Annotated in this window: 25 protein-coding genes; 7 read left to right on the forward strand and 18 right to left on the reverse strand. The window is 46.4% G+C overall.

Features of this window, described 5'->3' with window-relative positions; all coding sequences use genetic code 11:
• Positions 1-13 precede the first annotated feature (13 nt).
• From EXU85_RS04085 to EXU85_RS04100, 5 genes are read right to left on the reverse strand one after another with little or no spacing between them, the layout of a single operon-like run.
• The gene (locus EXU85_RS04085; protein ID WP_142770847.1) at positions 14-706 is read right to left on the reverse strand and encodes a hypothetical protein; all 693 of its coding nucleotides are present in this window, start codon (positions 704-706) and stop codon (positions 14-16) included.
• Between the two features lie 33 nt (positions 707-739).
• On the reverse strand, positions 740-1447 hold the full coding sequence (locus EXU85_RS04090; protein WP_142770848.1) for a hypothetical protein: 708 nt from the start codon (positions 1445-1447) through the stop codon (positions 740-742).
• A gap of 3 nt (positions 1448-1450) precedes the next feature.
• A complete protein-coding gene (locus tag EXU85_RS04095; RefSeq protein ID WP_142770849.1) occupies positions 1451-1990 on the reverse strand; it encodes a hypothetical protein in 540 nt (179 codons plus the stop codon).
• A gap of 3 nt (positions 1991-1993) precedes the next feature.
• A complete protein-coding gene (locus EXU85_RS35945; protein ID WP_256366029.1) occupies positions 1994-2122 on the reverse strand; it encodes a hypothetical protein in 129 nt (42 codons plus the stop codon).
• A gap of 2 nt (positions 2123-2124) precedes the next feature.
• Positions 2125-2469: a PadR family transcriptional regulator gene (locus EXU85_RS04100; RefSeq protein WP_142770850.1), complete on the reverse strand. Its 345-nt coding sequence runs from the start codon at positions 2467-2469 to the stop codon at positions 2125-2127.
• A 178-nt stretch (positions 2470-2647) separates the two neighbouring features.
• Between EXU85_RS04100 and EXU85_RS04105 the strand changes: the two genes are divergently transcribed.
• Positions 2648-4480 carry an ABC transporter ATP-binding protein gene (locus EXU85_RS04105; protein ID WP_142770851.1) on the forward strand — a complete coding sequence of 611 codons (1833 nt, stop codon included), beginning with the start codon at positions 2648-2650 and terminating at the stop codon, positions 4478-4480.
• 114 nt (positions 4481-4594) lie between these two features.
• Here EXU85_RS04105 and EXU85_RS04110 read toward each other — a convergent pair whose 3' ends face one another.
• The 7 genes from EXU85_RS04110 to EXU85_RS04140 form a co-directional block, all read right to left on the reverse strand.
• Positions 4595-5494 (reverse strand): S-adenosyl-l-methionine hydroxide adenosyltransferase family protein, encoded by a 900-nt coding sequence (locus EXU85_RS04110; protein ID WP_142770852.1) that lies wholly within the window; start codon positions 5492-5494, stop codon positions 4595-4597.
• 32 nt (positions 5495-5526) lie between these two features.
• Positions 5527-6351: a bacteriorhodopsin gene (locus tag EXU85_RS04115; RefSeq protein ID WP_246859422.1), complete on the reverse strand. Its 825-nt coding sequence runs from the start codon at positions 6349-6351 to the stop codon at positions 5527-5529.
• 42 nt (positions 6352-6393) lie between these two features.
• Positions 6394-7038 (reverse strand): DUF305 domain-containing protein, encoded by a 645-nt coding sequence (locus EXU85_RS04120; RefSeq protein ID WP_142770853.1) that lies wholly within the window; start codon positions 7036-7038, stop codon positions 6394-6396.
• 184 nt (positions 7039-7222) lie between these two features.
• Positions 7223-7645, reverse strand: coding sequence for a hypothetical protein (locus EXU85_RS04125; RefSeq protein ID WP_142770854.1), 423 nt, complete (start codon positions 7643-7645; stop codon positions 7223-7225).
• Between the two features lie 5 nt (positions 7646-7650).
• Positions 7651-8472 carry an endonuclease/exonuclease/phosphatase family protein gene (locus EXU85_RS35595; protein WP_142770855.1) on the reverse strand — a complete coding sequence of 274 codons (822 nt, stop codon included), beginning with the start codon at positions 8470-8472 and terminating at the stop codon, positions 7651-7653.
• A 63-nt stretch (positions 8473-8535) separates the two neighbouring features.
• On the reverse strand, positions 8536-9843 hold the full coding sequence (murA, locus tag EXU85_RS04135) for a UDP-N-acetylglucosamine 1-carboxyvinyltransferase (protein WP_142770856.1): 1308 nt from the start codon (positions 9841-9843) through the stop codon (positions 8536-8538).
• A 117-nt stretch (positions 9844-9960) separates the two neighbouring features.
• Entirely contained in the window at positions 9961-10782 is an 822-nt protein-coding gene (locus EXU85_RS04140; protein ID WP_246859423.1) for a DUF4290 domain-containing protein, read from the reverse strand.
• A gap of 175 nt (positions 10783-10957) precedes the next feature.
• Between EXU85_RS04140 and EXU85_RS04145 the strand changes: the two genes are divergently transcribed.
• Complete coding sequence (locus EXU85_RS04145; RefSeq protein ID WP_142770858.1) at positions 10958-12334, forward strand: MATE family efflux transporter; 1377 nt, start codon at positions 10958-10960, stop codon at positions 12332-12334.
• Positions 12335-12377: 43 nt separating this feature from the next.
• Here EXU85_RS04145 and EXU85_RS04150 read toward each other — a convergent pair whose 3' ends face one another.
• The 3 genes from EXU85_RS04150 to EXU85_RS04160 all read right to left on the reverse strand — a co-directional run bounded on the left by EXU85_RS04150 (position 12378) and on the right by EXU85_RS04160 (position 15703).
• Complete coding sequence (locus tag EXU85_RS04150; protein ID WP_371731987.1) at positions 12378-12563, reverse strand: hypothetical protein; 186 nt, start codon at positions 12561-12563, stop codon at positions 12378-12380.
• A gap of 142 nt (positions 12564-12705) precedes the next feature.
• Positions 12706-14796: a carboxy terminal-processing peptidase gene (locus EXU85_RS04155; RefSeq protein ID WP_142770860.1), complete on the reverse strand. Its 2091-nt coding sequence runs from the start codon at positions 14794-14796 to the stop codon at positions 12706-12708.
• Between the two features lie 133 nt (positions 14797-14929).
• On the reverse strand, positions 14930-15703 hold the full coding sequence (locus tag EXU85_RS04160) for an FKBP-type peptidyl-prolyl cis-trans isomerase (protein ID WP_305851950.1): 774 nt from the start codon (positions 15701-15703) through the stop codon (positions 14930-14932).
• 375 nt (positions 15704-16078) lie between these two features.
• Between EXU85_RS04160 and atpA the strand changes: the two genes are divergently transcribed.
• The 4 genes from atpA to EXU85_RS04180 all read left to right on the forward strand — a co-directional run bounded on the left by atpA (position 16079) and on the right by EXU85_RS04180 (position 20037).
• A complete protein-coding gene (gene atpA / locus EXU85_RS04165) occupies positions 16079-17653 on the forward strand; it encodes a F0F1 ATP synthase subunit alpha (protein WP_142770861.1) in 1575 nt (524 codons plus the stop codon).
• A gap of 94 nt (positions 17654-17747) precedes the next feature.
• Positions 17748-18632, forward strand: coding sequence for an ATP synthase F1 subunit gamma (gene atpG / locus EXU85_RS04170; protein ID WP_142770862.1), 885 nt, complete (start codon positions 17748-17750; stop codon positions 18630-18632).
• A 441-nt stretch (positions 18633-19073) separates the two neighbouring features.
• Entirely contained in the window at positions 19074-19646 is a 573-nt protein-coding gene (locus EXU85_RS04175; RefSeq protein WP_142770863.1) for a DUF4136 domain-containing protein, read from the forward strand.
• Positions 19647-19740: 94 nt separating this feature from the next.
• Positions 19741-20037, forward strand: a complete 297-nt coding sequence (locus EXU85_RS04180; RefSeq protein ID WP_142770864.1) for a hypothetical protein — start codon at positions 19741-19743, stop codon at positions 20035-20037.
• Positions 20038-20095: 58 nt separating this feature from the next.
• Here the strand turns inward: EXU85_RS04180 and EXU85_RS04185 are convergent, their stop codons facing one another.
• On the reverse strand, positions 20096-21025 hold the full coding sequence (locus EXU85_RS04185; protein ID WP_142770865.1) for a DUF6607 family protein: 930 nt from the start codon (positions 21023-21025) through the stop codon (positions 20096-20098).
• A gap of 261 nt (positions 21026-21286) precedes the next feature.
• Between EXU85_RS04185 and EXU85_RS04190 the strand changes: the two genes are divergently transcribed.
• Positions 21287-21646, forward strand: a complete 360-nt coding sequence (locus EXU85_RS04190; RefSeq protein WP_142770866.1) for a hypothetical protein — start codon at positions 21287-21289, stop codon at positions 21644-21646.
• 410 nt (positions 21647-22056) lie between these two features.
• Here the strand turns inward: EXU85_RS04190 and EXU85_RS04195 are convergent, their stop codons facing one another.
• Positions 22057-23430, reverse strand: a complete 1374-nt coding sequence (locus EXU85_RS04195; RefSeq protein WP_142770867.1) for a peptidoglycan DD-metalloendopeptidase family protein — start codon at positions 23428-23430, stop codon at positions 22057-22059.
• Between the two features lie 15 nt (positions 23431-23445).
• A complete protein-coding gene (locus tag EXU85_RS04200; protein WP_142770868.1) occupies positions 23446-24072 on the reverse strand; it encodes a TMEM175 family protein in 627 nt (208 codons plus the stop codon).
• Positions 24073-24442: the final 370 nt, after the last annotated feature.

Here is a 24442-nt window from a genome sequence, read left to right on the forward strand (position 1 = left end):
CGTCATGGTTAGGCTATATTTTTATGCGTTTTTTGCGACCGTTGAGCAGAAACTGCCGCAGTGCTATTGCAATGGCGATGTAGTAAATCAGGCAAAGTGTTTCTAATAATGTGTTTAAGAGTAAGATTGAATTGCTGGATAATCCCAAAGAATACGTTGGAAACAGGTACTTGTTTGCCAGTAGTAAGGATAAGCTAAGAATATAAGCACTGATGTATAAGGTGGAGTTTGGTTGTAAACTTGCAGCGTTGACCTCATTCCTATTCTGGTAGAAAAAGATAATACTCCTTAACAGATTGCCGAATACTGAACTTGTTACAAATAGAAATCCCGCTCCTAAGGCTGACTCGACGGTTTCCTGCTGCCCCAGGTAAATATTTAGGATAATCAAGACGATAAACGCCCCCAACCCTATAAACCAGCGCGAACCATACATAAATGATCGAATCAGTTGCCACTCCATCAAACTAAGTTGTAGTGCTTTCTGCCTCTGATATTCCTCCTCCATTTTCAACAATCCTTTCCTTCCACCAAATCCTGAATGGAGTTCCAGAATGGCTGTGTCGAAAGCCATTCCCTTATCAAGACGGTCTTCTATGCCTACTGCGTAATGGTCAGTTAGTTCCGCAATTAGGTCGTTGTTGAGCAGCCAGTTTTCCTTGCGCAGGTGGTTGTCTATGGCGGTAAGTTGGGCGGGAGTGAGCATGGTAGGTACTTGAATTATGAATGGCAAATTAGATTAAGCGTTAGCAAAACCTTGAGCAGACTGTTTATGATAAAGCTCAGCGTAAGTAAGCGTGTACATGATGGCAACAAACGCGAGGGCGGCAGATAAACCGGTATGCCACTCGAACAGATAAGGGTGATTCATTACGGAGTTTGCACCGTCAAAAAAGAATGACCCCACGAGTATAGGTAGTTGAATGACAACTAAATAAATGTAGTTGCCGTATCGGGCTTGCCGGTAAACGACTTCGCGACGAAGGGAAGTCAATAGGGTTTGTTTTCGTATTCGTTTATGCCAAAACAGACGTAGTTCGCTGGGGATAAATAACAGATAGGGTGCAAATACACATACGAAAAACACCGCAGACAGCATACCCGGCGATAATGCTTTGGCAGTTGAATAGGCCAACAGACCTACTAATAACGTCGTTATAAGTGTGGGCCAGCGAAAATAACAGCGTACGATGCCCCAGTGCTGAATCTGTAACTGATGAAGCAATAGTTTTTTATACCGTTCCTGAATGTGTAGAATGCCCGGCCCGCTTCCTAACTCAAGCCAGGCTTTTCGACTGGCTTCGGCAAAAGAATAATTCTCACCCATCCATTTTTCTGTCAGGCTTGCATAATGATCGAGTAATTCATCCATAACCTCACTATAGGTAATGTTGGCTAAATCCAGTAGATCGTGACGAAGTAGGCGAAGTTGGTCGAGGGTGAGCATGGGTTAGTTGGCTAAAGCCTTGGAGCGACGAGGCTGAATCAGAACAAAATCGATAATAACCGTCCAGACAAATAGATACACGAAAACAATGGTTGTTTGGTAAGGTATTGAATAGGTTGAAATTGCCCGGATAGTGGTGCTTCCCCAGAAAAAATTAAGTATGTTCAATAAATTGATCGCAAGAATATACCTGTAGAAAACATCCCAAAACGGTTTCATCGACTGCCTGTTTCCAGCTACGTATGAATAGCCATTTCGCATAAAGAAGGCAATTATGGGTAAGCTCGAAATACTCACCAAAGAAATGTTGACCCAATCCATCCAATCGTTGATGAGCCCTTCTGTTGTAGACCAATAGGCTGTGCCCAGCAGTAATAAGGTTAAACTCAACCGGGGAGGTCTAAAATAACTCCCAATTAATTGTCTTAACTGCCTGGCTATAATTGGGGTATGGTTTCTTTTTTTCTCCTCTTCCATATCAAGTAGTCCCGCACGCCCACCGAAATTTTGATGAATTTCACGCAGCGCAACATCAAAAGCCATCCCCTACGCTAGTTTCTCGTCAATGCTGTTGATGTAATGGTCGGTGAGTTCAGTAATCAGGTCTTCATTGAGCAACCAGTTTTCCTTTCGCAGGTGATTGTCTATGGCGGAGAGTTGGATGGGAGTGAGCATAATTAAATACTAGGTTTCAATTTCAATACCAGATTTAGATTCTCCAGAAACGAGGCTAATTCAGCGATGCGTCCGGCGGCTTCGGTATGGCCGGTTTTGGTAAGTGAGTAGTACTTGCGGGCGCGGCCATCCACAATTTGCGTTTCGGTGGAGAGTAAACCTTCGGCTTCGAGTTTGTGCAGCGCGGGGTAAAGGGCGCCTTCGGTAATAGCCATTTCGCCTGCTGTCAGGTCTTTCACTTTCTGCGTAATCTCGTAGCCGTACATCTTCTCACGGTCTTCGAGCAACCGCAAAATCATGACCGACAGGCTACCTTTCAGTAAAGAGGAGTTATTGGGTGCGTTCATACCTCAAACGTACAAAAGAAATCTACATACATACAAGTCTTAGGTATTAAATCTGAACCTGGATTTTTATGATTTATTTGATTGCCCTGATTTTGTTTACCTAGAAAGGTGAGTGATAAAAATCATAGTCAGTCAGACTAATCATAAAAATCCCGGTTCAGACTACCTTTGCAGAATAATGAAAACGTACCTTCGATTACTCTCGTTTGCCAAACCACTAGGACGATTTCTGACGCCGTTCGTACTGACGTCGTTACTGTCCAGCGTATTTGGCGTGTTGAATTTTACATTGCTCATTCCGCTGCTCAGTATCCTGTTCGATAAGGTCGATGCCAAACAAATGCAGGAATTTCTAAGCCAGCCAGCTCCTTCGTTGACGACCGGTCCTACCGAATTTTTTAGATACTATTTTGCACAAGTATTTCAGGAGTACGGTAAAGTAGGGGCGCTGCAGTTCGTTTGCTTCGTCATAATTCTGTCGGTACTTCTAAATAATTTATTTAAATACCTTTCCGTTAGGCAGTTAGAGTCTTTTAAAGCCCGGATGGTCGCGAAACTGCGTGAAGCCGTATTTGCAAAAACGCTCCAATTACACCTCGGTTTTTTCTCGAATGAGCGAAAAGGAAACCTGATTTCCCGTACCACCACCGATGTACAGGAAGTTGAAAACTCCATTGCCAATACACTCTCGGCAGCCTCCAAGGAGGTGTTTTTGTTGATTGGTTATATCATTGCGCTGCTCAGTATTTCGGCCAAACTGACCTTGTTCGCTATCCTGGTGATTCCGGTTTCGGGTGTGTTTATTGCCACCCTTGTTCGGCGAATGAAACGCGACGCGCAGGAGGGGCAACAACGATTAAGCGGCCTGGTGAGCCTGCTGGATGAAACCTTCGGTGGTATGCGTGTGGTGAAAGGATTCGTAGCCGAAGGCTTTATTTTGGATAAATTCCGTCGTGAGAATGAAGGGTATCGGGATGCCATTCGCTCGCTGGCCAACCGGCGGGAACTGGCATCTCCGTTCTCGGAAGTGGTAGGTGTAGCGGTTGTGGCTAGTATTTTATTCTACGGTGGATCGCTGGTATTAAGTGGACAGTCGGAGCTGACAGCGTCTGAATTCATTGCTTACATCGCTATTTTCTCCCAGGTAACACGTCCGGCAAAAGACATTTCCAATGCATTTAGCGGATCACAGCGGGGACTGGCTTCGGGAGAACGCGTACTGGAGTTGATTGACACGCCACCCGCCATTCAGGATAAGCCGAACGCGGTAACACTCGCCAGTTTCAGTGACCGGATTTCGGTGAAGAACGTATCCTTTGCCTACAATGCCGATACCCCCGTTTTGCGTGGCATCAGCTTTGATCTGCCCAAGGGAAAAACCATTGCGCTGGTGGGCTCGTCGGGTGGTGGTAAGTCGACAATCGCCGATCTGGTGCCTCGGTTTTATGACCCAACTTCTGGCCAACTCCTGATTGATGGTGTGGATTTGCGCGATTGTACCATGACTTCACTACGTTCGCAAATGGGTATTGTCACGCAGGAAAGTATTCTGTTCAACGATACGATTTTCAACAATATCGCCTTTGGCAGCGTAGCGACTGAAGCGCAGGTTATGGAAGCAGCCCGCATTGCCAATGCCCATGACTTTATTATAGCACAGTCGGATGGTTATCAGACCATTATTGGCGACCGAGGGGGAAAGCTGTCGGGCGGTCAACGGCAGCGGATCAGCATTGCCCGAGCTATTCTGAAAAATCCCCCGATTTTGATTCTGGATGAAGCCACATCGGCTCTCGATACGGAATCCGAAAAACTGGTTCAGGAAGCACTAACCCGCTTAATGGCTAATCGTACAACTCTCGTAATCGCCCACCGACTCAGCACGATTCAACATGCCGATGAGATTCTGGTCGTGAATCAGGGTCGTATTGTGGAACGCGGTCGGCACGATGAATTGCTGACGCTGGATGAAGGGTTCTACCGGAAATTGAGTACGATGCAAAGTGTTTAGTAGAGTTGGTAATAAGTTGACTGAGTGGAGTAAGGTCATTATATGAAGCTGGATTCTTCAATAACAACCTGGTTAAATCTGGCTTGACTCACTCCACCTATTTCACTGACTCCACTAGTTACTACTCACAACTATTGTCCATTCTGGCCCACTAAATACTTTATAGGTCTCCGAAAAACTGCCCTGATTAACCGCAACCGAAAAGTTCATCAGGCTATTGATATACGCCATATCCTCGCCGATGGCAACCTCGCCAAACGTATTTACCCAACGAACGGATTTGTCGTAGAGGAGCTTATCGTTTTGGTAAATCTGAACATGAAGGGGGGCTCCCGGTTTCACACCGAGTTGCTCAATCATAGCCTTAGGGATATTGCTCCAGACGTTCCCGTACTGAATATCGAGTATGGGGATATTCCCCTTTACAATTCTACCCTTGTATTCTGCTTTCTGGTACGGTAATCGAACCACTTCATTTGGCAACTTCGCGCCAACCTGTTCAAAGGTAATGGTGCGCGAAGCCAGTCGGGCTGCGGTGTAGGCATATACATCCCGTCCGTGGAAGGTATAGGATTCATTTGAGTTTTTTCGCCGATTAATCGCTTCGTTAATTTGCCGGACTTGACTGATACCTAGTTGCTCGGCTACTAACGTGAGGGTACCATTGTCGGGCGTAACGATGTAATGTCCGGATTTTGTGAGCAGTACAACCGAGTGACGATCTGTACCCACGCCCGGATCGCAAACTGATACAAAAACGGTTCCTTTTGGATAGTAAGGCGCTGTTTGGTAGAGCCTATAGGCCGCTTCCCAAATGTTGTAGGCCGGAATCTCGTGTGTGAGATCAAACAATTTGAGCGTTGGTGATACGCCCAGCGCTACGCCTTTCATCGCCGATACTGCCCCATCTTTCAGGCCAAAATCGGACTGAAAGACGACAATGCCATTCTGAGCCTGAACCAGTTGCTGAGTAGTTAAGAAAAAGAAGAGGATAAACCCGTAGATAATACGCATAAGGCCAGATTTTGGAAGTTGGAATGAAGGACTTACAAATTGATAGTCCACCGATTCATATTCACTAAATAAATAATCATTCCTATACCAATCAAACTCACTACGTCGGCAAGCGTAAACGCAAGGTGAATCCAGTTAAAATCAATAGGGGTAAGGCTCAGGAAATAGCCAATGAAATAAATTGCCCAGGCTCCCGCTATTATCTGGGCCGATAGTCGGAAAGCTGGATGCGCCTGTCCACCGAATTCTTTCCAGAGTCGGTTTAGTGTGAAGAGGATCGAGACATAGTCGATCAGGGCAATAAGTCCCCAGACTAATTTGGGTACAAGCTGAATTTCGTTGTCGAATGACAGCTGCTCGTGACCGATATAGCTGGCAAACACCATGAATAGCGTGGCCATCAGTAGACCCGCTATTTGTCGTTTGTGAGCGCTAACCTGAATGCGAAGTAAGTTGAGTAATTGAAATAGCAGTAAGGGCGTAGTAATAAACCAGGCCATGTAACGATACTGTCCAATAGCATTATACGACTCCCGAATAAGCGTCTGTCGATCATTCGGATCGCTCACAGTAGCTATTTCTGACAGTGTATTGTAGTAATAGGTCTGAATCAGGTAATAGGTAAGGCCTGCTACAGCGACACTAATAATAGTCAAACTAGAAATCGTGCTATAGACCGGGCTTTCCTGAGCTGGGCCAGTCATTCTTGGCGAAACCAGTGCGAAGATGAACATGCCTAAAAAGGCAAACATAGCTACGATCAGGAAAAAATACGTAACCATGGGTAAAAGACCAACAGTGCCTGCCGTTGGAATAAATGAATCGGCAACTTCCATAAAAACAGAAATGGTAGGCATGAATATACCTACCATTTTTAAACGCACCGCATAACCACTCGTTTATTTAGGCATTGCCTTAATTTGAGTCATTTCCACCTTCGATTTGTCAATCAACTGCTGGGCATAGGTCCGCAGCGTAGCGTTTTTTCCGTATTGCAGGTAGGTTGTAGCCAGGTCAATTGCATCCTGACGATGATCGAGCAATAAGGTTGAAAAGTTCTTATCCAGATTGCCCGTCAATTTATCGCTGGAACCTGTTTGCTGCAATTTCAGGCTCATGGCTTCAATATTGCGGCTTTGTTGCTGGGAAAAAGCCTGGACGGGGCGCGTTGGCTTGAGCTGACGGAGCGTTCCATCGAGCATAGTCACATCCGAATCGGTAGTTGTCAGCAGCGTTTTGGCCATTTTGGTTAGTGCTGTATCTTTCCCGCTCTGGATTTCCTGTTTCAGTAGATTCTGGGCACCTTGTGCATGAAGTTTAGCTTGAAAAGCATAATCAAAGTCCGGGTCGCCCGTTGGTACCAGCTTCTTTATTTGGGTAACCGTCTGCTGCAAAGGGACAAGAAGCGTTGTTTTAGCCGGATCGTTGGTAGTAGAAGTGGCTGCGGTTGTGCCGGTTGTTGCCTGGGCACAGGCCGCTAGCGAACCACTGGACAAGAGGGCGGCAATAGCCCAGATTGATAAATTGGATTGGAGCGTTTTCATTGTGTGTACTGAGTTCATGGAATACGTTTCGCCGGTAAAGTAACTGGCTTATACTCTAAAGACAAGAATTAGGCCAGAAGGTTTAGTGGATGTGGCTTAGTGGCAGAGAGATAAGCTGATTCTACCCAATAAAAGAAGGGACCGAATTTCGGTCCCTTCTGGAAGTATCATTGTTAGATCGTGATTATTCGGCAAGGCTTTGGGATAGGAGGGAGGAAATGATACGGGTGTTATCTGGGTCGTTAAATACAGTAGAAAGTGATTTTATAAATTCTTCCTCATTCTTAGCTTCCATAGGAATTCCCAAGGTGAAACTGTCGCCATCCTCTTCATTAAAAATCTCAATACCCGATACGACTGTGACCGGGTAGTAGCCGATAATCTTGTGCCTTACTGAAAAAAGCATATAGCGGTAATTGTTTATAGCAGGGGCTACTATATAAAAATGTTGTATTATTTGTTCATTGCCTGCCTGAACAGTTTCTACCTCCGCTGAAAGTACGTTATTGGTTTTTTTCATTAAATATCCGGCCTGCTCCTTCAAGATAGCTTTTGGGCTTTTCGTTTTATCAATGGTAAATTCAGGCCACAGGTTTTGCGTTTCCATATTTCTTAAAATTTCAGCGTAAAGAACAATGGCAAATGATCAGAGTAAGAATTCTGATCAGGTGTATTTCGTGTTGTTATCAGTGAAGTTACACCATCAGTCTGAATAATCTCTAAACTACCTTTTACAAAATTAGTCACCAGGCTAGGCCGTATCAATACCTGATCAAATACGTTCCATTCGTAACAAATGTGTTCAGCATGTTTGTAATAATACGTGCCGGAAACATCCTTATTCAGATCACCAAACAAACTCCAGGTTGGATTATAAAAGTAGGGGTATTCGCGTGTTTGTACGGTTCGGGAGCCACGGCTGGCTACTTCACTCGACATAGTACCGTGAAAGCCGTTGGCCTTAATCATCCCTGTCTCGAATGGATTCATGTTGAAATCACCAAGTACGATATGGCGGTCAATACGAGCTCTATTTTCTACCCTAAGAAGCTGATCCGCGGCTAATGATGCCGCTTCATTCTGGCTTTCTGACGTAAAATTTCCTTTATCAACTAAATGAAGGCCTGTTAGTAGAAAATCTTCACCAGTTGGCAGATGTACATGTCGGGTTGTACGTCGATGATCTTCTTCAATTGGTACAATCGAATCGTAATGAAACTTGGTAATGATTGTAATCTTTTTGCACTGAGATAAGGGATGATTATGAAAGTAATAAGGCCCATGTGTATTCAGTGCCTGAATAAGTCGAACGGAACTAGCTGGATTCTCAGCTAGTATCAGAATATCAACGGCTTTACTATGTGCGAGATTGGCAATCTGGGTAGTCAGATATTTCTTTTGAACATTCCAGAACAACACATTAAGTAATGACATACTCTAACGAAAAAAAGCCCGGTACATAAAAGTGCACCGGGCTCAAAAGTAATTGCTTTTTGGTTACAACCGAATAATCTCCGCGCCGATGGCATTCAACCGCGTATCGATGTGTTGGTAACCCCGGTCAATTTGCTCGATACTGTCGATAATGCTGGTTCCCTTGGCCGACATGGCTGCAATGAGCAACGCAACCCCTGCCCGAATATCCGGCGACGACATGCGGATTCCTTTTAGAGGAACCTGCCGGTTTAGACCGACTACGGTAGCGCGGTGTGGATCGCAGAGAATGATCTGAGCGCCCATGTCGATCAGTTTATCCACAAAGAATAGCCGACTTTCAAACATTTTCTGGTGGATAAGTAAGGTTCCCTGCGCCTGAATGGCGGTTACGAGAACAATGCTCAATAAATCGGGGGTGAAGCCGGGCCAGGGGGCATCCGCCACGGTCATCATGCCGCCATCCAGAAAACTCTCGATCTGGTAGTGCTCCTGAGCCGGAACATAAATATCATCACCCCGAAACTCCATCTGAATACCCAGCCGTTTGAACTGGTCAGGAATGAGACCCAATTCAGGAATCCGGCAGTTTTTAATCGTAATCTCCGACTGAGTCATGGCCGCTAAGCCAATGAACGAGCCAATTTCGATCATGTCGGGCAACATCGTATGCTCAGTCCCCTTCAATTCCGTAACGCCTTCGATCGTGAGCAGGTTAGAGCCTACTCCGGTGATTTTCGCACCCATCGAATTCAGCATTTTACTCAGCTGCTGAAGATAGGGTTCGCAGGCAGCGTTGTAAATTGTTGTGATCCCTTCAGCCATCACAGCCGCCATCAGTATATTAGCCGTGCCGGTTACTGATGCTTCGTCGAGGAGCATATAGGTACCACGCAAGTTGCTGGCGTCAACCTGGTAATAGCCCCCGTCATTAGCGTCATAATTGAACTGAGCACCCAGTTTCTCGAAGCCTAAAAAGTGCGTATCTAACCGCCGACGACCAATTTTATCACCACCGGGGCGAGGAATACGCCCTTTTTTGAATCGGGCCAGCATAGGGCCGAGTAACATAACCGATCCGCGAAGAGCGGCTGCCTTACGTTTATACGTGTCGGATTCCAAGTAGTCCAGATTAACATCGCTGGCCTGAAAACGATACGAACTTTCACCAATTTTGGTTACCCAAACGCCCAGGTCTCCCAGCAAATCAATAAGCTGGTTGACATCTCGGATGCCGGGAATATTATGAATGATAACAGGTTCTTTCGTGAGTAATACGGCGCAGAGGATTTGCAGCGCTTCGTTTTTTGCTCCCTGCGGAATGAGTTCGCCTTTGAGCTTGCGCCCACCTGTAATTTGAAAAGATGCCATTCGTAGAATTGTGAATGATGAATTATGACCGGGTCGCCGGTGCGATGATGAATGATGCTGATTACATCTGTGCTCATCATTTACAATCGCACCGGCGACCCGATCACCATTAAAAATTTATCGTCTCCGACGTGGGCCGTCTGATCCACCGTCGCGATCGTTCCGATTCCGGTCGTTGTTCCGATTTGGCCCGCCTGGTCCACCATTTCGGTTGCCGAAATTACGTTGACCTCCGTCACGCGATCCTCCATCGCGGTTTGGCCGCCCTCCCTGATTCGATCCCGATCCGCCATCGCGTGGTCCACCATCCCGGTTATTCCGATTACCGAAATTACTACGCTGCTGGCCACCATCGCGGTTTGGTCGTCCCTGGTTCGATCCTGATCCACCATCCCGGTTTCGATCGTTGCGGTAAGCATTACCTCCGATTCGCTGGGGTTGGTCGCCTGTACGTTCGCGGGGAGTAGCTTCAACCAAACCTTCTTCCCGAATAAGCTTGATATCATCGTAGAGCTTACCGTTCGAGAGTTCGATCAGGCTCTGGTAAATAGTTTCGTCTTCAACGGATTCTTTATTCCAGGCCTGATAAAACGTACGCATCAGGCGTGTCAGGTAAGAAACAAAGGCACGCCTTTCCTCAGGCTCTTCCAGCGAGACAGCCTTAGCGATCAATAAATCTACATTGCGGCCAAAATGTTTAAATTTCAGATGGTGCGTGTTGTAGGGAACCCGCTGGGGCTTTTTGCCTAGTGCTTCTTCGGATGGGGGCGGATATGGGCTATCAACATCCAGTGTGAAACCAGACATAATGTACAGGTCATCCCACAATTTATTGTAGTAATCCTGACCGTCTTTCATGTTGGGGTGAATTTGCCGCATCAATTCGATCAGGATATGCGCATAACGAGTGCGTTTTTCCCGATCTTCGATGTTGACCATGTTGTCAACCAACTTTTGGATACTACTGCCGTATTCTTTCAAGTCCTTATCGGATTCGTGTTATATAAAACAAAAGTACAAAGAAAGGAGCAAGGGGCAAGGAGCACGGAGTAGGCTACAGAGAGTTGTTAGGTAGATTATGTTATTTTTGCACCCTGCCCGTGCACCCTGCTCCATGCTAACGAACTTCCGCACCGAACTTTCCGATACCATTCGATTGAGCGTACCCATTATTATTGCTCAGTTAGGGGTGGTGCTGATGGGAGTTACCGATAACCTGTTTGTTGGCCGGCTGCTAGGCGCTGTTCCCTTAGGCGCTGCTGGTCTTGCCAACTCACTTTCCTTCCTGATGTCGAGTATTGGCGTCGGTGGCCTGACGGTAGTAGCAGCACTGGTTTCTAAAGCTTATCATCAGAACGATCCAGCTGGCGTCAATCGATTGTTTCGGGCGGGTCTTCGGGTAGCTATACTACTTAGTATTGTACTGGGCGGACTATCGGTAGTACTAGCGTTTAACTTTGGCTTATTTGGCCAAACAGCGGAAGTAACTCGACTGACACGCAATTTTATGTTTATCCTGAGCGCTTCTCTGCTACCACTCATGGTGTTCGTAGCAGCACGACAGCTCTGCGACGGGTTGCGTTATCCACGTGTGGCCATGGCCATTACGCTTTCTGCCCTGCTGATCAATGCTCTGTTTAATTATATACTTATTAAAGGAATAGGACCTTTCCCAGAACTGGGCCTTATGGGGTCGGCGTCGGCTACGTTGTTGTCCAGGATATTTATGGCGGGGGCTATGCTGCTGTACATCTACCGGGCGCCCCGGTTCAGTATCTACTTAACGGCTGCTTTTCGTTCATTACCGACGACCGATGAAGTCTGGCAAATTCTGCGATTGGGTATTCCTGGTGGCCTTACGTTTTTCTTCGAGGTCGCCACGTTTGCGCTGGCAGTCGTCATTGTTGGCTGGCTTGGCGAAGACCGCCTGGCGGCTCACCAGATTGCTATCAATATGGCGTCGGTTACATATATGATGGCAACAGGCATTTCATCGGCGGCTGCCATTCGGGTAAGTGCTGCGGTAGGGCGTGGGAGCCGCGAGGGTGCATGGCGGGCAGGTGTAGCGGCCTTTATGCTTTCGATTAGTTTTATGGGTGTAATGGCGTTAGTATTTCTAACCGCGAACGATTGGTTGGTAACGCTCTACATTCGGGACAACCCAGCTGTCATGAAGATTGCAGCCTCGTTAGTTATTGTAGCGGGTGTCTTTCAACTGTCCGATGGAGTACAGGTTGTTGCCTTGGGAAGTTTACGCGGTTTATCCGATGTAAATATTCCGACGCTGATCACCTTGTTCTCTTACTGGATCGTGGCTTTGCCCTTAAGCTATGTACTGGCTTTCCCGTTTGGGATGGATGCCATTGGGGTCTGGATTGGCTTACTGGCTGGCCTGACTATTGCCGCTGTTCTATCAACGTGGCGGTTTTTTCGGCGTGTTAGTCGGGCTGATTTATCGCTTACCAGTGTTCCGGAATCGCTGAGCCACTAGGTTTATTGTCTGGATACTGTTGCTCACGTTCTCGCTTGTCGGCTTACTTCATCCCCTCCAGCATGTCAGCGCGTGTTGGTCGGTCAGGCGCTAGTTCGTAGGCAATTCCTTCCCGGTCGAGGTAGTCCATGAACAGGGAATAGCTATCCTTCTCAACGGTAAATACATACCAGTTTTCGTACGGTTCGTTGAAGTGCTCAACTTCGGTTAGCGATGCACGTTTTTGCAACTCCTGATATTGGCTTCTTTCGAGACTACTTTGTTTGATAAGGAAATACCACACGTAATGATTTTTGATTTACGATTTAGTAGAAAACCCCGCGTAACAATTTGCTACACGGGGTTTTATGCCAATCAACTGTAGGCAGGGATTATTTATTCACGGCCAGAATATAATCTGCCAGCACGAGACCTGCTTCGTTTAGATAAAGGTCTTTTTTCTTCTTAGGCGCGTTTGGCGAGGGCGTCCCTGTTTCGTCAACCGGGGCCGATGCCTGCGATACTTTATTGGCAGCTGCCCGTTTCCGTTCGGCTTCCTCACGCTCTTTTCGCCGTTTCGACTCCTGCAAGGAAACAACCGTGTTCTCCTTAGCTTTCTTGAAGTCGGCCAAATCCTGCGCCAGTTGTTTCAGTTCAGGATCTGACTTAAGCCGTTGGTCGAAGCGATCCCGCAGACGACTCAGAATCTTATCGTCGAGCCCACGAGACTGTTCATAGCGAGTCGAATTGATCTGATCCCAGGGCAAGGCACTTGGCTGTGAGCTTTCGCCATACTCTTCGGCTGAGAAAGCCGACGGAAACTGAACATCCGGCGTTACGCCCTTATGCTGTGTGCTACTGCCATTGATGCGATAGAACTTCTGAATCGTCATTTTTACCTGACCAACTTTCTCCGGTTCTTTCGGTAACCATTGGTTAAGGTCGATCAAGGTTTGGACGGTTCCTTTCCCAAAGGTTTGACCACCAACGATAATGCCACGTTTGTAATCCTGAATAGCAGCGGCAAAGATCTCCGATGCCGATGCACTGAAGCGATTAACGAGAACAGCCAGCGGACCGTCGTAGGTTACAGATGGATCTGGATCGGTATATACTTCAGTTTCGCCAGTTGATTCGCGCACCTGAACAACAGGTCCTTTCGGAATAAACAGGCCTGTGAGGTTGATGGCCTCGGTCAGTGAGCCACCCCCATCATCACGAAGGTCAATAACAATACCAGCTACTTTTTCGGCTTTCAGGGAGTCAATGAATTTTTTTACATCACTCGTCGTGCTACTAAACCCTTCTTCGCGCTTACGGGCACCCTCAAAATCGCGATAGAACATCGGGATATTGATAACGCCAATTTTAAAGGTCTTGCCATTATCGGTCACTTCAATGACCTCTTTTTTAGCGCGTTGTTCTTCCAGTTTAATTTTCTCCCGCACTAACCGAATTTCTTTGGGGGGAGCGCCTGCCAGCGCATTGGGCGAAACAATCTGAATACGAACTACCGTGCCTTTAGGTCCTTTGATAAGCTTGACAACCTCATCAACCTGCCAGTTCATGGTGTTTACCATAGCGCCATTATCGCCCTGGGCAACTCCCGCAATTTTATCGTTTACCTTTATCAGGTTGCTTTTGAAAGCTGGTCCACCGGGTAACACACTCGTTATTTTAATGTATTCACCATCTTCCTGAAGCATTGCTCCAATACCCTCCAGCGACTGGCTCATTTCCTGATTGAACCGATCTGCATTCGTAGGCGAAAAATAATTGGTGTGCGGGTCAAGCGCTTCCGCAAATGAGTTCATGTAAATCTGAAACACATCGGCACTCTTGATCCGGCCATAAGCCTTATCGAGGTTTGCGTAGCGCTGTGTCATGGTAGCGGCAACGGCACTATCTTTCCGGTTACCCAGCTTAAGCTCCAGCGCCTGATTTTTCAGGATCTTACGCCACAGATCATTTTGCTCTTCTACGGTTTTAGGCCACGCAGCTTTCTCCCGATCGGTATTGAAACTTTCATCTTCAGTGAAGGTGAACGGCTTCTTGATCTGATCTTTAATAAATTCGCTGCGTTCCTGAAAGCGTTTACGGAAAACGTTGTACAGGTCATAAGCAGCCGTCAGGTCACCATTAACGAGTGCGTCGTCAATTTGGTAACGATACTTCTCAAAAGCCGCTACATCCGATGCGAGCAGATACGTTTTATTACCATCCACTTCTTTAAGGTAATTATCCCATACGACTGACGAGAGCGAATCGTTGAGTTTTACCTTACGGTAGTGATAAGTCGTCAGCAATTTAGCGACCAGCGTCTCTACTTTCTCCTGCGAGATAGAAGGTTTCAGGTCATCAATTGTGGACGACGTCGGCAATGTATGCAGCGACGAAACGTCGCCTGTAGCACCATTCGAGGGCGAATCCGGCTGAAAACTCAGCATCAGCACGGGCAATAGGGTTACCAGATACTTTTTCATCTATATTACCCAGGTTATGATTAGTCACTTGGTGAAGTAAGTGAAATAGGTAAAGTAAGTAGAACAGGTCAACTCACTTTCACTTACTACACTTAATTTACTCACTACACTTACTTCACCTAATTTACCTACTTCACTGCTTTACTATATCAAGCAACTCAACATCGAACACTAATGTTGAGCCAGGTTTAATATCGGCACCGGCAGCCCGGTCGCCATACGCTAAATCAGACGGGATGTACAGCTTCCATTTTGAGCCTACTGGCATCAGTTGGAGAGCTTCTGTCCAGCCTTTAATCACTTCTGTAACACCAAATTCAGCGGGTTGGCCACGTTCTACAGAACTATCAAATACTTTTCCGTCGATCAACCGACCTGTATAGTGTACCTTAACACGATCTGTGGCCGTTGGTTTGGCACCCGTGCCTTCTTTTTCAATAGAATACTGCAAACCACTGGCTGTAGTCACTACACCAGCCTTCGTTTTGTTTTCTGCCAGAAACGCACTGCCAATTTTCTTGTTTTCAGCAGATGCCTTCATGCCTTCGGCATTGCGGCTAGCCATTTGCTTCTGCATGAAATTGTTCATTACCTGGCCACACTGTGCCTGCGTCAGCTGGGTTGATTGGCCTGAAAGAGCATCTTCAAGACCGCGCATCAATAAGGCGTTGTTGAGATCAGATATGCCTTGTTGCTTTAGATTCTGGGCCATAAATACCCCGATACTATAGCTAACTGAATCTTGGGTAGAGACTATTTTGGTTCCCGATGTTGCGGGTTTAGCGGTTGTAGCTGGTTTAGCTGAAACAGACTTTTTAACAGCAGGCTTCTTAACTTGTGCAGTCGCGGAACCGGCGACAAAAACGGCCGACGCAATACCGGCCAGCATCCATTGATTAAACTTCATGCGAAAATGAAACGGGATGTATGTAAACAAAAGGTGATACTACTGAAACGTGAAGGAATAGGATAAAAGTTTAGTTATGGGTTGGTTAGCCTAAAAAATAATTAGTCAATCACTTCCTGATCCAATGCTAATTCTATTCCGGATTAAGGTATTAAAAGTAGTTGAAAATTTGGCTGATGTCAATTTTGATTGGGTAAAGTACCGTTAATTTGGATGAACGGTTTAGGTTGGTTACCCAATGGTTAATTAATTAAGCCTATTATATCGGAAAAGTCTAACATTCAGCTATTGATTCTGTGTTTCATCGCATTTTTATTAAATTTTAGTCGTACCTTTGCGCCCGAAAAATCAACATTAAAATCTCATTATACACATATGGAATCCGTAAGACCCGACGAGATATCAGCCATTCTGCGCCAGCAACTGGCCGGAACCCAAACCGAGGCTGAACTCGAAGAAGTCGGTACGGTGCTGCAAATCGGCGACGGCGTAGCGCGTATCTACGGCCTCTCGAAGGTGCAGGCCGGCGAATTGCTGTCGTTTGACAATGGGCTTCAGGCCATGGCGCTGAACCTAGAAGAAGATAATGTCGGAGCTGTATTGCTCGGCGATTATTCGGAAATCAAAGAAGGCGATACCGTTAAACGTACCGATCAGATTGCCTACGTAAACGTGGGTGATGGTATCCTTGGCCGTGTGGTAAACACGCTTGGCTTACCCATTGATGGTATGGGCCCTATTCAGGGCGAATTGTTCCAGATGCCACTGGAACGCAAAGCGCCAGGGGTAATTTTCCGCCAGCCGGTAAATGAACCACTGCAAACGGGTATTAAGGCTATTGACGCCATGATCCCCATCGGCCGTGGCCAGCGCGAATTAATTATCGGTGACCGTCAGACGGGTAAAACCGCTGTGGCTATTGATACGATCATTAACCAGAAAGAGTTTTACGATAAGGGGCAACCCGTATTTTGTATTTACGTAGCCTGCGGTCAGAAAGCTTCAACTGTGAAAATGGTGGAGCAGACACTGCGGAAAGCTGGTGCTATGGATTATACGGTAATCGTAGCAGCCAATGCATCTGATCCATCACCCATGCAGTTCTTTGCGCCATTTACGGGGGCTGCTATCGGCGAATTCTTCCGGGATACAGGTCGGCCTGCCCTGGTTGTTTATGACGATTTGTCGAAACAGGCTGTTGCGTACCGCGAAGTGTCGCTGTTGCTGCGTCGCCCACCAGGTCGTGAGGCTTACCCTGGAGATGTATTCTACCTGCACAGCCGTTTGTTAGAGCGGGCCGCCAAAATCAACCAGAATGATGACATCGCCAAAACGATGAATGACCTCCCACCAAGTCTGAAAGACAAAGTGAAGGGTGGTGGTTCATTGACAGCCTTGCCAATCATTGAAACCCAGGCTGGTGACGTATCGGCTTATATTCCGACAAACGTAATTTCGATTACGGATGGTCAGATCTTCCTGGAGTCGAACCTGTTTAACTCGGGTATTCGCCCAGCTATTAACGTGGGTATCTCGGTATCACGGGTGGGTGGTAACGCCCAAATCAAATCGATGAAGAAAGTAGCTGGTACGCTAAAACTCGATCAGGCCCAGTTCCGCGAGTTGGAAGCCTTCGCTAAGTTCGGTTCTGACCTTGATGCATCGACCAAATTGACGATCGAACGCGGTCGGCGTAACCAGGAGATGTTGAAACAGCCACAGTACTCGCCAGTTCCGGTTGAACAGCAAGTCGCTATTATCTATGCTTCGACCAACGGGTTACTTGACAAAGTGCCGGTTAACAAAGTGAAAGCATTTGAGAGTGAGTTCGGCATGGTACTGAGTGCGCAGTATCCAAACGTTCTGAACGACCTGCGCGCTGGTAAACTAACCGACGAAGCTACGGCAACGTTGAAGAAAGTAGCCGCTGACCTCTCAGCGCAATATTAAAAAGGTTTACAGTTTACGGTTTACAGTTGGCTGACGCAAGAACACAATGCGTCAGCCAACTGTAAACCGTAAACTGTAAACCGCAAACTATACTATGGCCAGTCTTAAAGAAGTACGCGCCCGGATTTCGTCGATTAACTCGACTCAGCAGATCACTAAAGCCATGAAAATGGTGGCCGCTGCCAAGTTGCGTCGGGCGCAGGATAATATAACGCAATTACGTCCCTACGCTCAAAAACTGAGCCAAATGCTCGGAACGGTTTCGGCGGGTGCAGAAACGGCTTCGGAGAGTCCTTACCAACAACAACGTTCTGTTGAGCGTGTATTGCTTATCGTTGTTACATCTGATCGGGGATTGTGTGGCGCCTTTAATACCAACGCGGTAAAAGGAGCGCTGGCACTCATTGACGAAAAGTATTCGTCACAGGCTCGTTCGGGTAACGTTGAAATTATGGCCATTGGTAAAAAAGGGGCGGAAGCGTTCCTGCGCCGGGGCTTTAAGGTCAATACCTCGCACCTTGACATCTTTGGCTCATTGAATTTTACTACGGTTCGTGCGGCTGCCGAAGAAGCGATGGAAGGATTTGCCAACGGGCGCTACGATGTGGTTGAAGTAATCTACAATGAGTTCAAGAACGCAGCAATGCAAATCGTTCGGGCAGAACAAATGCTACCCATTGTAGCTACAGCTCCACCAGCGGGTTCGTCGGCTTCGATCAACTACATCTTTGAGCCATCGGAAGTAGAAATCGTTACAGAGCTGATTCCGAAAACGATTAAGATACAATTGTATAAAGCGGTATTAGATTCCAATGCATCGGAACACGGTGCGCGGATGACCGCCATGGACAAAGCAACCGAAAACGCGGGCGAACTTCTGAAAGAGCTTCGTTTGGTGTACAACCGGACGCGTCAGGCGGCTATTACAACCGAGATTCTCGAAATCGTGGGCGGTGCGGAAGCATTGGCCAGCGCGTAAAGCCAATCTGATTTATTCTTACAACAAAAAGCCGCTAACCAATTCTGGTTAGCGGCTTTTTGTTGTAAGCTATTTTTTAAGAATGCATTGCAACGTTTCTCCCGTTTATGGCGTCATAGCTAATGAAGACATATCCGATTTTTCGCTAAGTTTGACTGGCTATCTAAAAGGTGATTTCTAACTCGAATAGGTTGAAAGCAGGCGTACAGAATTTGCGAAAATGAGACTATAAAAAGTGAGTAGGTTAAGAGGTCGTTAAAAATAGTTAAATAGAATTATTCACTTTGATAGTCAGAGGGTTATGGCTGTTGTTGTCTATGAATCACAAGTATAGAACCGGAACGAATATGACCCATTTTTAGTTATTTAAGTGTCACATACGAATGACCGTTTCCCGAACGTTTATTAATCGGTTTGACAACAATTAACGACTCAAAATACATGAAATTCAAAGGCATAATCACCAGTCTGTTCGTCGTCGGTACGCTGGCGTCCTGCGCTCCGGCCATTACGGTCAAGTACGACTACGATCCTAAAGTAAATGTTCGTCAGTTTTCAACCTATCGTATCGAAGCTGATCGTCAACGCAACGCCGACCCCATTGTTGGTAGCAACCTGAATCAACGCAGGATTGCCGACGCGCTCGACCAGTCGCTCAAAGCGCGGGGTTATAAACCTGTAACGCAGGGTGAAGCTGATTTGGTTGTTCGGTTCTTTATGGACTCGAAAGACAAACAGCAAATTCAGTCAAATAATATGTACTCGCCTTATTCGTGGTGGTACGGTGGTGGTATGGGTAATAACGTATACTCGCGCCAGTATGAAGAAAACCGGGTAGTGGTAAACGTATCCGATGCACGTACCAATGATATTATCTGGCAGGGTTGGGCAACCGGTCAGTTGAATGCACGTAATAAAGAACGTGACCGCGACCAGGCGTTCCGTGAGACGGTAACCAGCATCATGAAAAATTTCCCGGAGAGCGCTGGTCAGGATTATGGCGCGGCTCGCTAGTGGATAAATGACAAACCACAAACCTGCTATCTAACCGATGGCAGGTTTTTTTATGGGCATTGCTTTTTGTTAATTTGTGGCTTTCTGTTCTGTTATGCCAGTCGTAAGCCGAGGTGTTGTATATTCGCTTATAGCCGTAGTCTTTGTACTGCTGCTGGGCATTACGGCATTGCTCAGTGTGTCCTATCACCGACACCAGCGCCTTGAGGATGCAACGATTGACTTTCAACGTAATCTTACACAACAGGAAAGTAAAATAGTAGAACTACAGACAAAGCTTGCCAACTGCGATACGGCTCAGGCAGCACCCCCAACTGATACATCCTGGGGTACATCTGCATCCACTGATTCAGTGCAGGTTATCAAGAAGACTACGCCCCCTAAGTGGTAATTGCTTATTAGTTAATAAACTTTATGGATAGTTAATATCTATAGACCGATAGCCACCTTTACTTCAAAAATTTCTCGATGGTTTGGCGGATAAGCTGGCGGCTGGTGACTGTGTTATAGTCTGATTTTTGTGCTGTTGCCGCTAATTCATCTAATTCACGACTTAATACACTTCCTTTTACCTGTCCTTTTATAGCCACAGCATCACGGCTGGATAGTATCTCATTCCAAACAGCGCGCACATCAGCCCAATAAGCCCGATTATTAGCCCACCAATAGTTAGCCGCCTGGCATTTTTTATCGTCGGTGCGTTTATACGTGTTTACTCCTTTTTCGGAAACCAATAGTTGGTCTCCAGTCTCGCTACGAATGATTTTGTCGTTATCCTGTTCGTGTACGTAACCATCTGGACGAATCTCGTGGTGATTGGTCCGGCGCATGACATTGTAATCGGTACGTTTAGTGTATTCGCGACGGGGAAGAGGAGCGTCCACTGTACTTTCCCAATAATGACGCCCATCGACGTGAATCCATGTAGCCGACCCTTCGTAACGTGGGCTATCATCTACCTCAAACACTTTCTGAGTCCACTGCCCTTTAACTTGAGTTGTCGATAGGTTTTCGCGTTTCCAGGACGCGTTCTGATCGAATTTAAGTAGGCTGGTATTCTGATACAGCCAATCTTCACGCCAGTGTTTAATAACCATCGAATCACTAATAACCAGTAGATGCTGAATAACGATTTTGGTAGGCTGACCTGCCGGGCCAGATTCTTCTTCAACAAATACCCATTCGGTACCCTTAGCTGTGTATCGATCTTTAAATACATAGGCCTTTTCGGGAGCAAAGGTCTCGGCATACAGAAAGTTAACCTCATGGCAGCCACATTGCCCTTTGATAGCAGCTACATCTTCACTTCTTGGTGTCGTTTGAGCCAGTAGTTTCCCAATGAGTAACAGTAAGGCGGCCAATACTAGTGGTAAGCGCATACTAGATGGAGCGTTAGGTAAATTTTGGATTGCCAGTGTAAAGATATTTTTATTTAGATTCTTTATGAATAAATTTCAATATTGTTTGTAATGATTCTAGATAAGGCTTACGTTTGTCATGAAAAGTATGAAGTAATTGCGTCAGTTGCTTCTGGTAATTACTAGTTGTTGACGCTTATTACGCTACCACTGCCTACTGACGATTATAGTATAGATTCCTCAAAACTCTTTACGAATCAAATCAACGTTGACTGAAAACTTATGGACTGTACCTGTCGTATTTTATCTGATTCTGCGAGCGGACGTATCCTACTGTATGGTGATGTAGTCGCTGATAAAGCCGAAATGCCGGATCACTATAACATTGCTCTGCAATTCAACAACATTACGCAATGGTTATGTTACGAGGATTTTCTGGCTCTGGAGTGGAACGTACGTGCTATTGATACAACTGCCTATTTCGACGCGCACCCATATGAAGAACGCATTCATTTGAGCACTCCATCGCGTTTTCTAACCTTCAGTTTCCGGCTGCATGAACTGATTGAGTTGCGAAAAATGTTGAGCCGCGCAGTTGCACGGCTTCACTGGTTCGAGACGCTTCGTAAGACCCAGAATTAAAAGAGATTCAGAGAAGGCCCTGCTTAGGTGTAACTAGTGTAGCTCGTTATCCCATGTTTCGTTAGCACTGTCAGCCAGACAGGAGGCAGACATTGATATACGTGCCAAATGTGTTGTCAACTTCTTCAGTTAACGACAAAAAGGCACCCATTACGGATGCCTTTTACATTTTCATAGGTTGGTTATTAAAGCAGGATGCCAACGTGGGTAACGCTGGCGAATGGTCTAGCTGATCAATACGCCTGAGTTTTACCATCTCAATAACCTACATAATCGTATCAATGCCGTTTACGAACCAGAATACGTTATGATAAGGTGACGTTACGAAATTAGTTGTAGCAACAACTAATTGTCAAATATACAAGTCTGGCATTATTCCCATAGAAACTGCGAAAGATTTTAAGCAAGATTTAACGTGCAACGGCATTCGTTGGCTGAAGGGTGCCTACAGTCGAGGGTATCCAACCCGTTTGTCCACCAGTACTACGTACTAATTGAAAGGAGTTTGCTATTGCCAGTACATCGACGGACGAGCCTGTTGATAGGGCTTGAATAGCTGCTGCCTGCGAACTGGCATTTTCTAGCAAGCTACTGGGAGTTGAGACTGCGAATCGACGAAGTGGCCGATTAATGGATTCCGTAGTGTTACTAGACACGTAGCCTGTCGAGCCATCAGGTAGTTCCACTCGAAGCCAGGTTTCTGTGCCACCAATGATGGTTAGGGCAGATGCTTTAGGCAGTTCCCGTACTATGCTTGCGTCGCTATGAGGAGCTATTCTGACCACCGATTTGGTAGCTGAAACCCGTACCGAATCGCCTAATCGCGATGGTGCTAGTAAGGCTTGTTTGGCCGGGCCGCGTCCAAGCCGAATGAATGGTAGAGGATCGGTGGCACCATCAGTCATTCCATAAATACCAAAATGCAGGTGCGGCCCAGTTGTACGGGCATTGCCGGTATTTCCAACAAAACCAACGGTATCACCTGCTGAAACGCGCTGCCCATTGCTAACATTCCAGCGGTCGAGGTGGGCATAATAAAGGCGAATATTACGTTCGTTATCGGTCAGAAAAGCGACATTGCCACCCAGCGTGTTTGTGCCAACACCCGTAATGATACCAGCTACCGACGCCAGCGCTGGTGTTCCTTTGGGGGCGAAAATATCTACACCTTCGTGCCGCCTGCGGCCACCATCCCGAACAGCGCCAAAATAACTGCTAATCTGACGACTGTCACGACCTTTTACGGGAAAGGCCAACGCGGGTTCACGGGTAATGGCAATCGTGTAGTTACCGCTTCTCAGCAGCTCCGGCTGAATACGAATCAGATAAGATTGTGTTTTTCGAGGCTCCCATGTCAATACACTGTTATCAGCTTTCGAAGCTGTAATCAAATTGAGACGACTGCGGCCTTCCAGCGCAAATACATCAATAAATACCTGAGTTGTTTTCTGTCCCTGTGTTTCAACCTGTATCAGAAAACGGTCACCCCGTTGGGCATCGAGTCGATAACCGACAGCAAAGGCTTTGTTGGCTGAAAAATAGCCACTTTCGCGGTAGGGAACGGTAATTTTTAGTGAGTCACGAAGGGCACGTTCACCAGCAGCAAGCCAGTCAGTGCCTAAGGCCGTACGGTCAAGTTTGGCTTCCTTGAGCGACTGTCCATACTGCTCATGCGGTGACGATGGCCTGAATAGATTCGCTGTTGGGCCTATACCGGTACAGGCACTAAACCAACCCGCAAGCAATCCTACAGAAAGAAATCGGAGTGAATACGTTATTAGCATACTTTTACTATAGTATTAAACGACTTTGTCGCGATGATATTTCAGGCGAGATAAGTAAAAGACAACCGCCAGGGCCATCAAAATACTGATAGAAGGCAATACCATGGCTATTGCAGCCGCTAGTGCATATATACTAGTACTAATACGCAAGCTGCTGCGAACGGTTTGAATACGTACATCGGCAGCGGGCCGTTTCAGTAGCCGATAGTTTTCAGTTGCGTACGACCACATCATCAGTAGCGAACAGGATATACCCGCAAACAGCAACATATACAAAGCTGAGGAAAGCTGGTTGGCAGGGGTATTGATGTAATCGGCCAGTAGGGAGGTCGTGAAGGGAATAATACTGACCAGGAGTAACAGAAGACCGTTATAAAACATGAACCGGACGTCGCTTCGTTGAATGACGTTGTACATGCGATGGTGGTTTAGCCAGATAATGAAAATGGTTATGAAGCTAATAAAGTAAGCAATATAATCAGGCCATTGATGAAACAGAGCGAGCGCCAGACTGTGGTTTGAGGTGGCAGCTTTTAAACTTGGAGCCTTTAGTTGAAAAGTCAGAAGGGTAATGTCAATTGCAAAAACGCCATCGCTGAATGTTTCCATACGAAGGGTTTCGTTTCCCTGAAAGTCTGCCATTTGTTTGCAGTTGAATATCTGTCAGACAAACGGTTAGAGTAGTCAATAAGTTATGGGCTTCCCACTCTCTAAAAATGAGAATGCCCTAATCAGGCAATTAGGGCATCCCTATTTTATGAATAAGTAGGCTAGCAACCCACTGGTTCAATTTGTCTGCGAAAAACTAAACCAGTAGCCTGAGTCGTCTTTAAAAGTGGCTTTAGTGCCGTAAAATTCCACTTTAGGCGCTTTTGGAAATACGACGCCCTTGGTCTTCAGCTATTCGTAAGTCGCAAAAATGTCGGTCGTATTATATGGCGTTGAGGTTTATTTTCTCAGTAAAGTGCTGGTCGATGACTAGTTTATCCTGCACCAGTCGCCGGTAAAGATA

Source organism: Spirosoma sp. KCTC 42546 (assembly GCF_006965485.1).
Classification (GTDB): domain Bacteria; phylum Bacteroidota; class Bacteroidia; order Cytophagales; family Spirosomataceae; genus Spirosoma.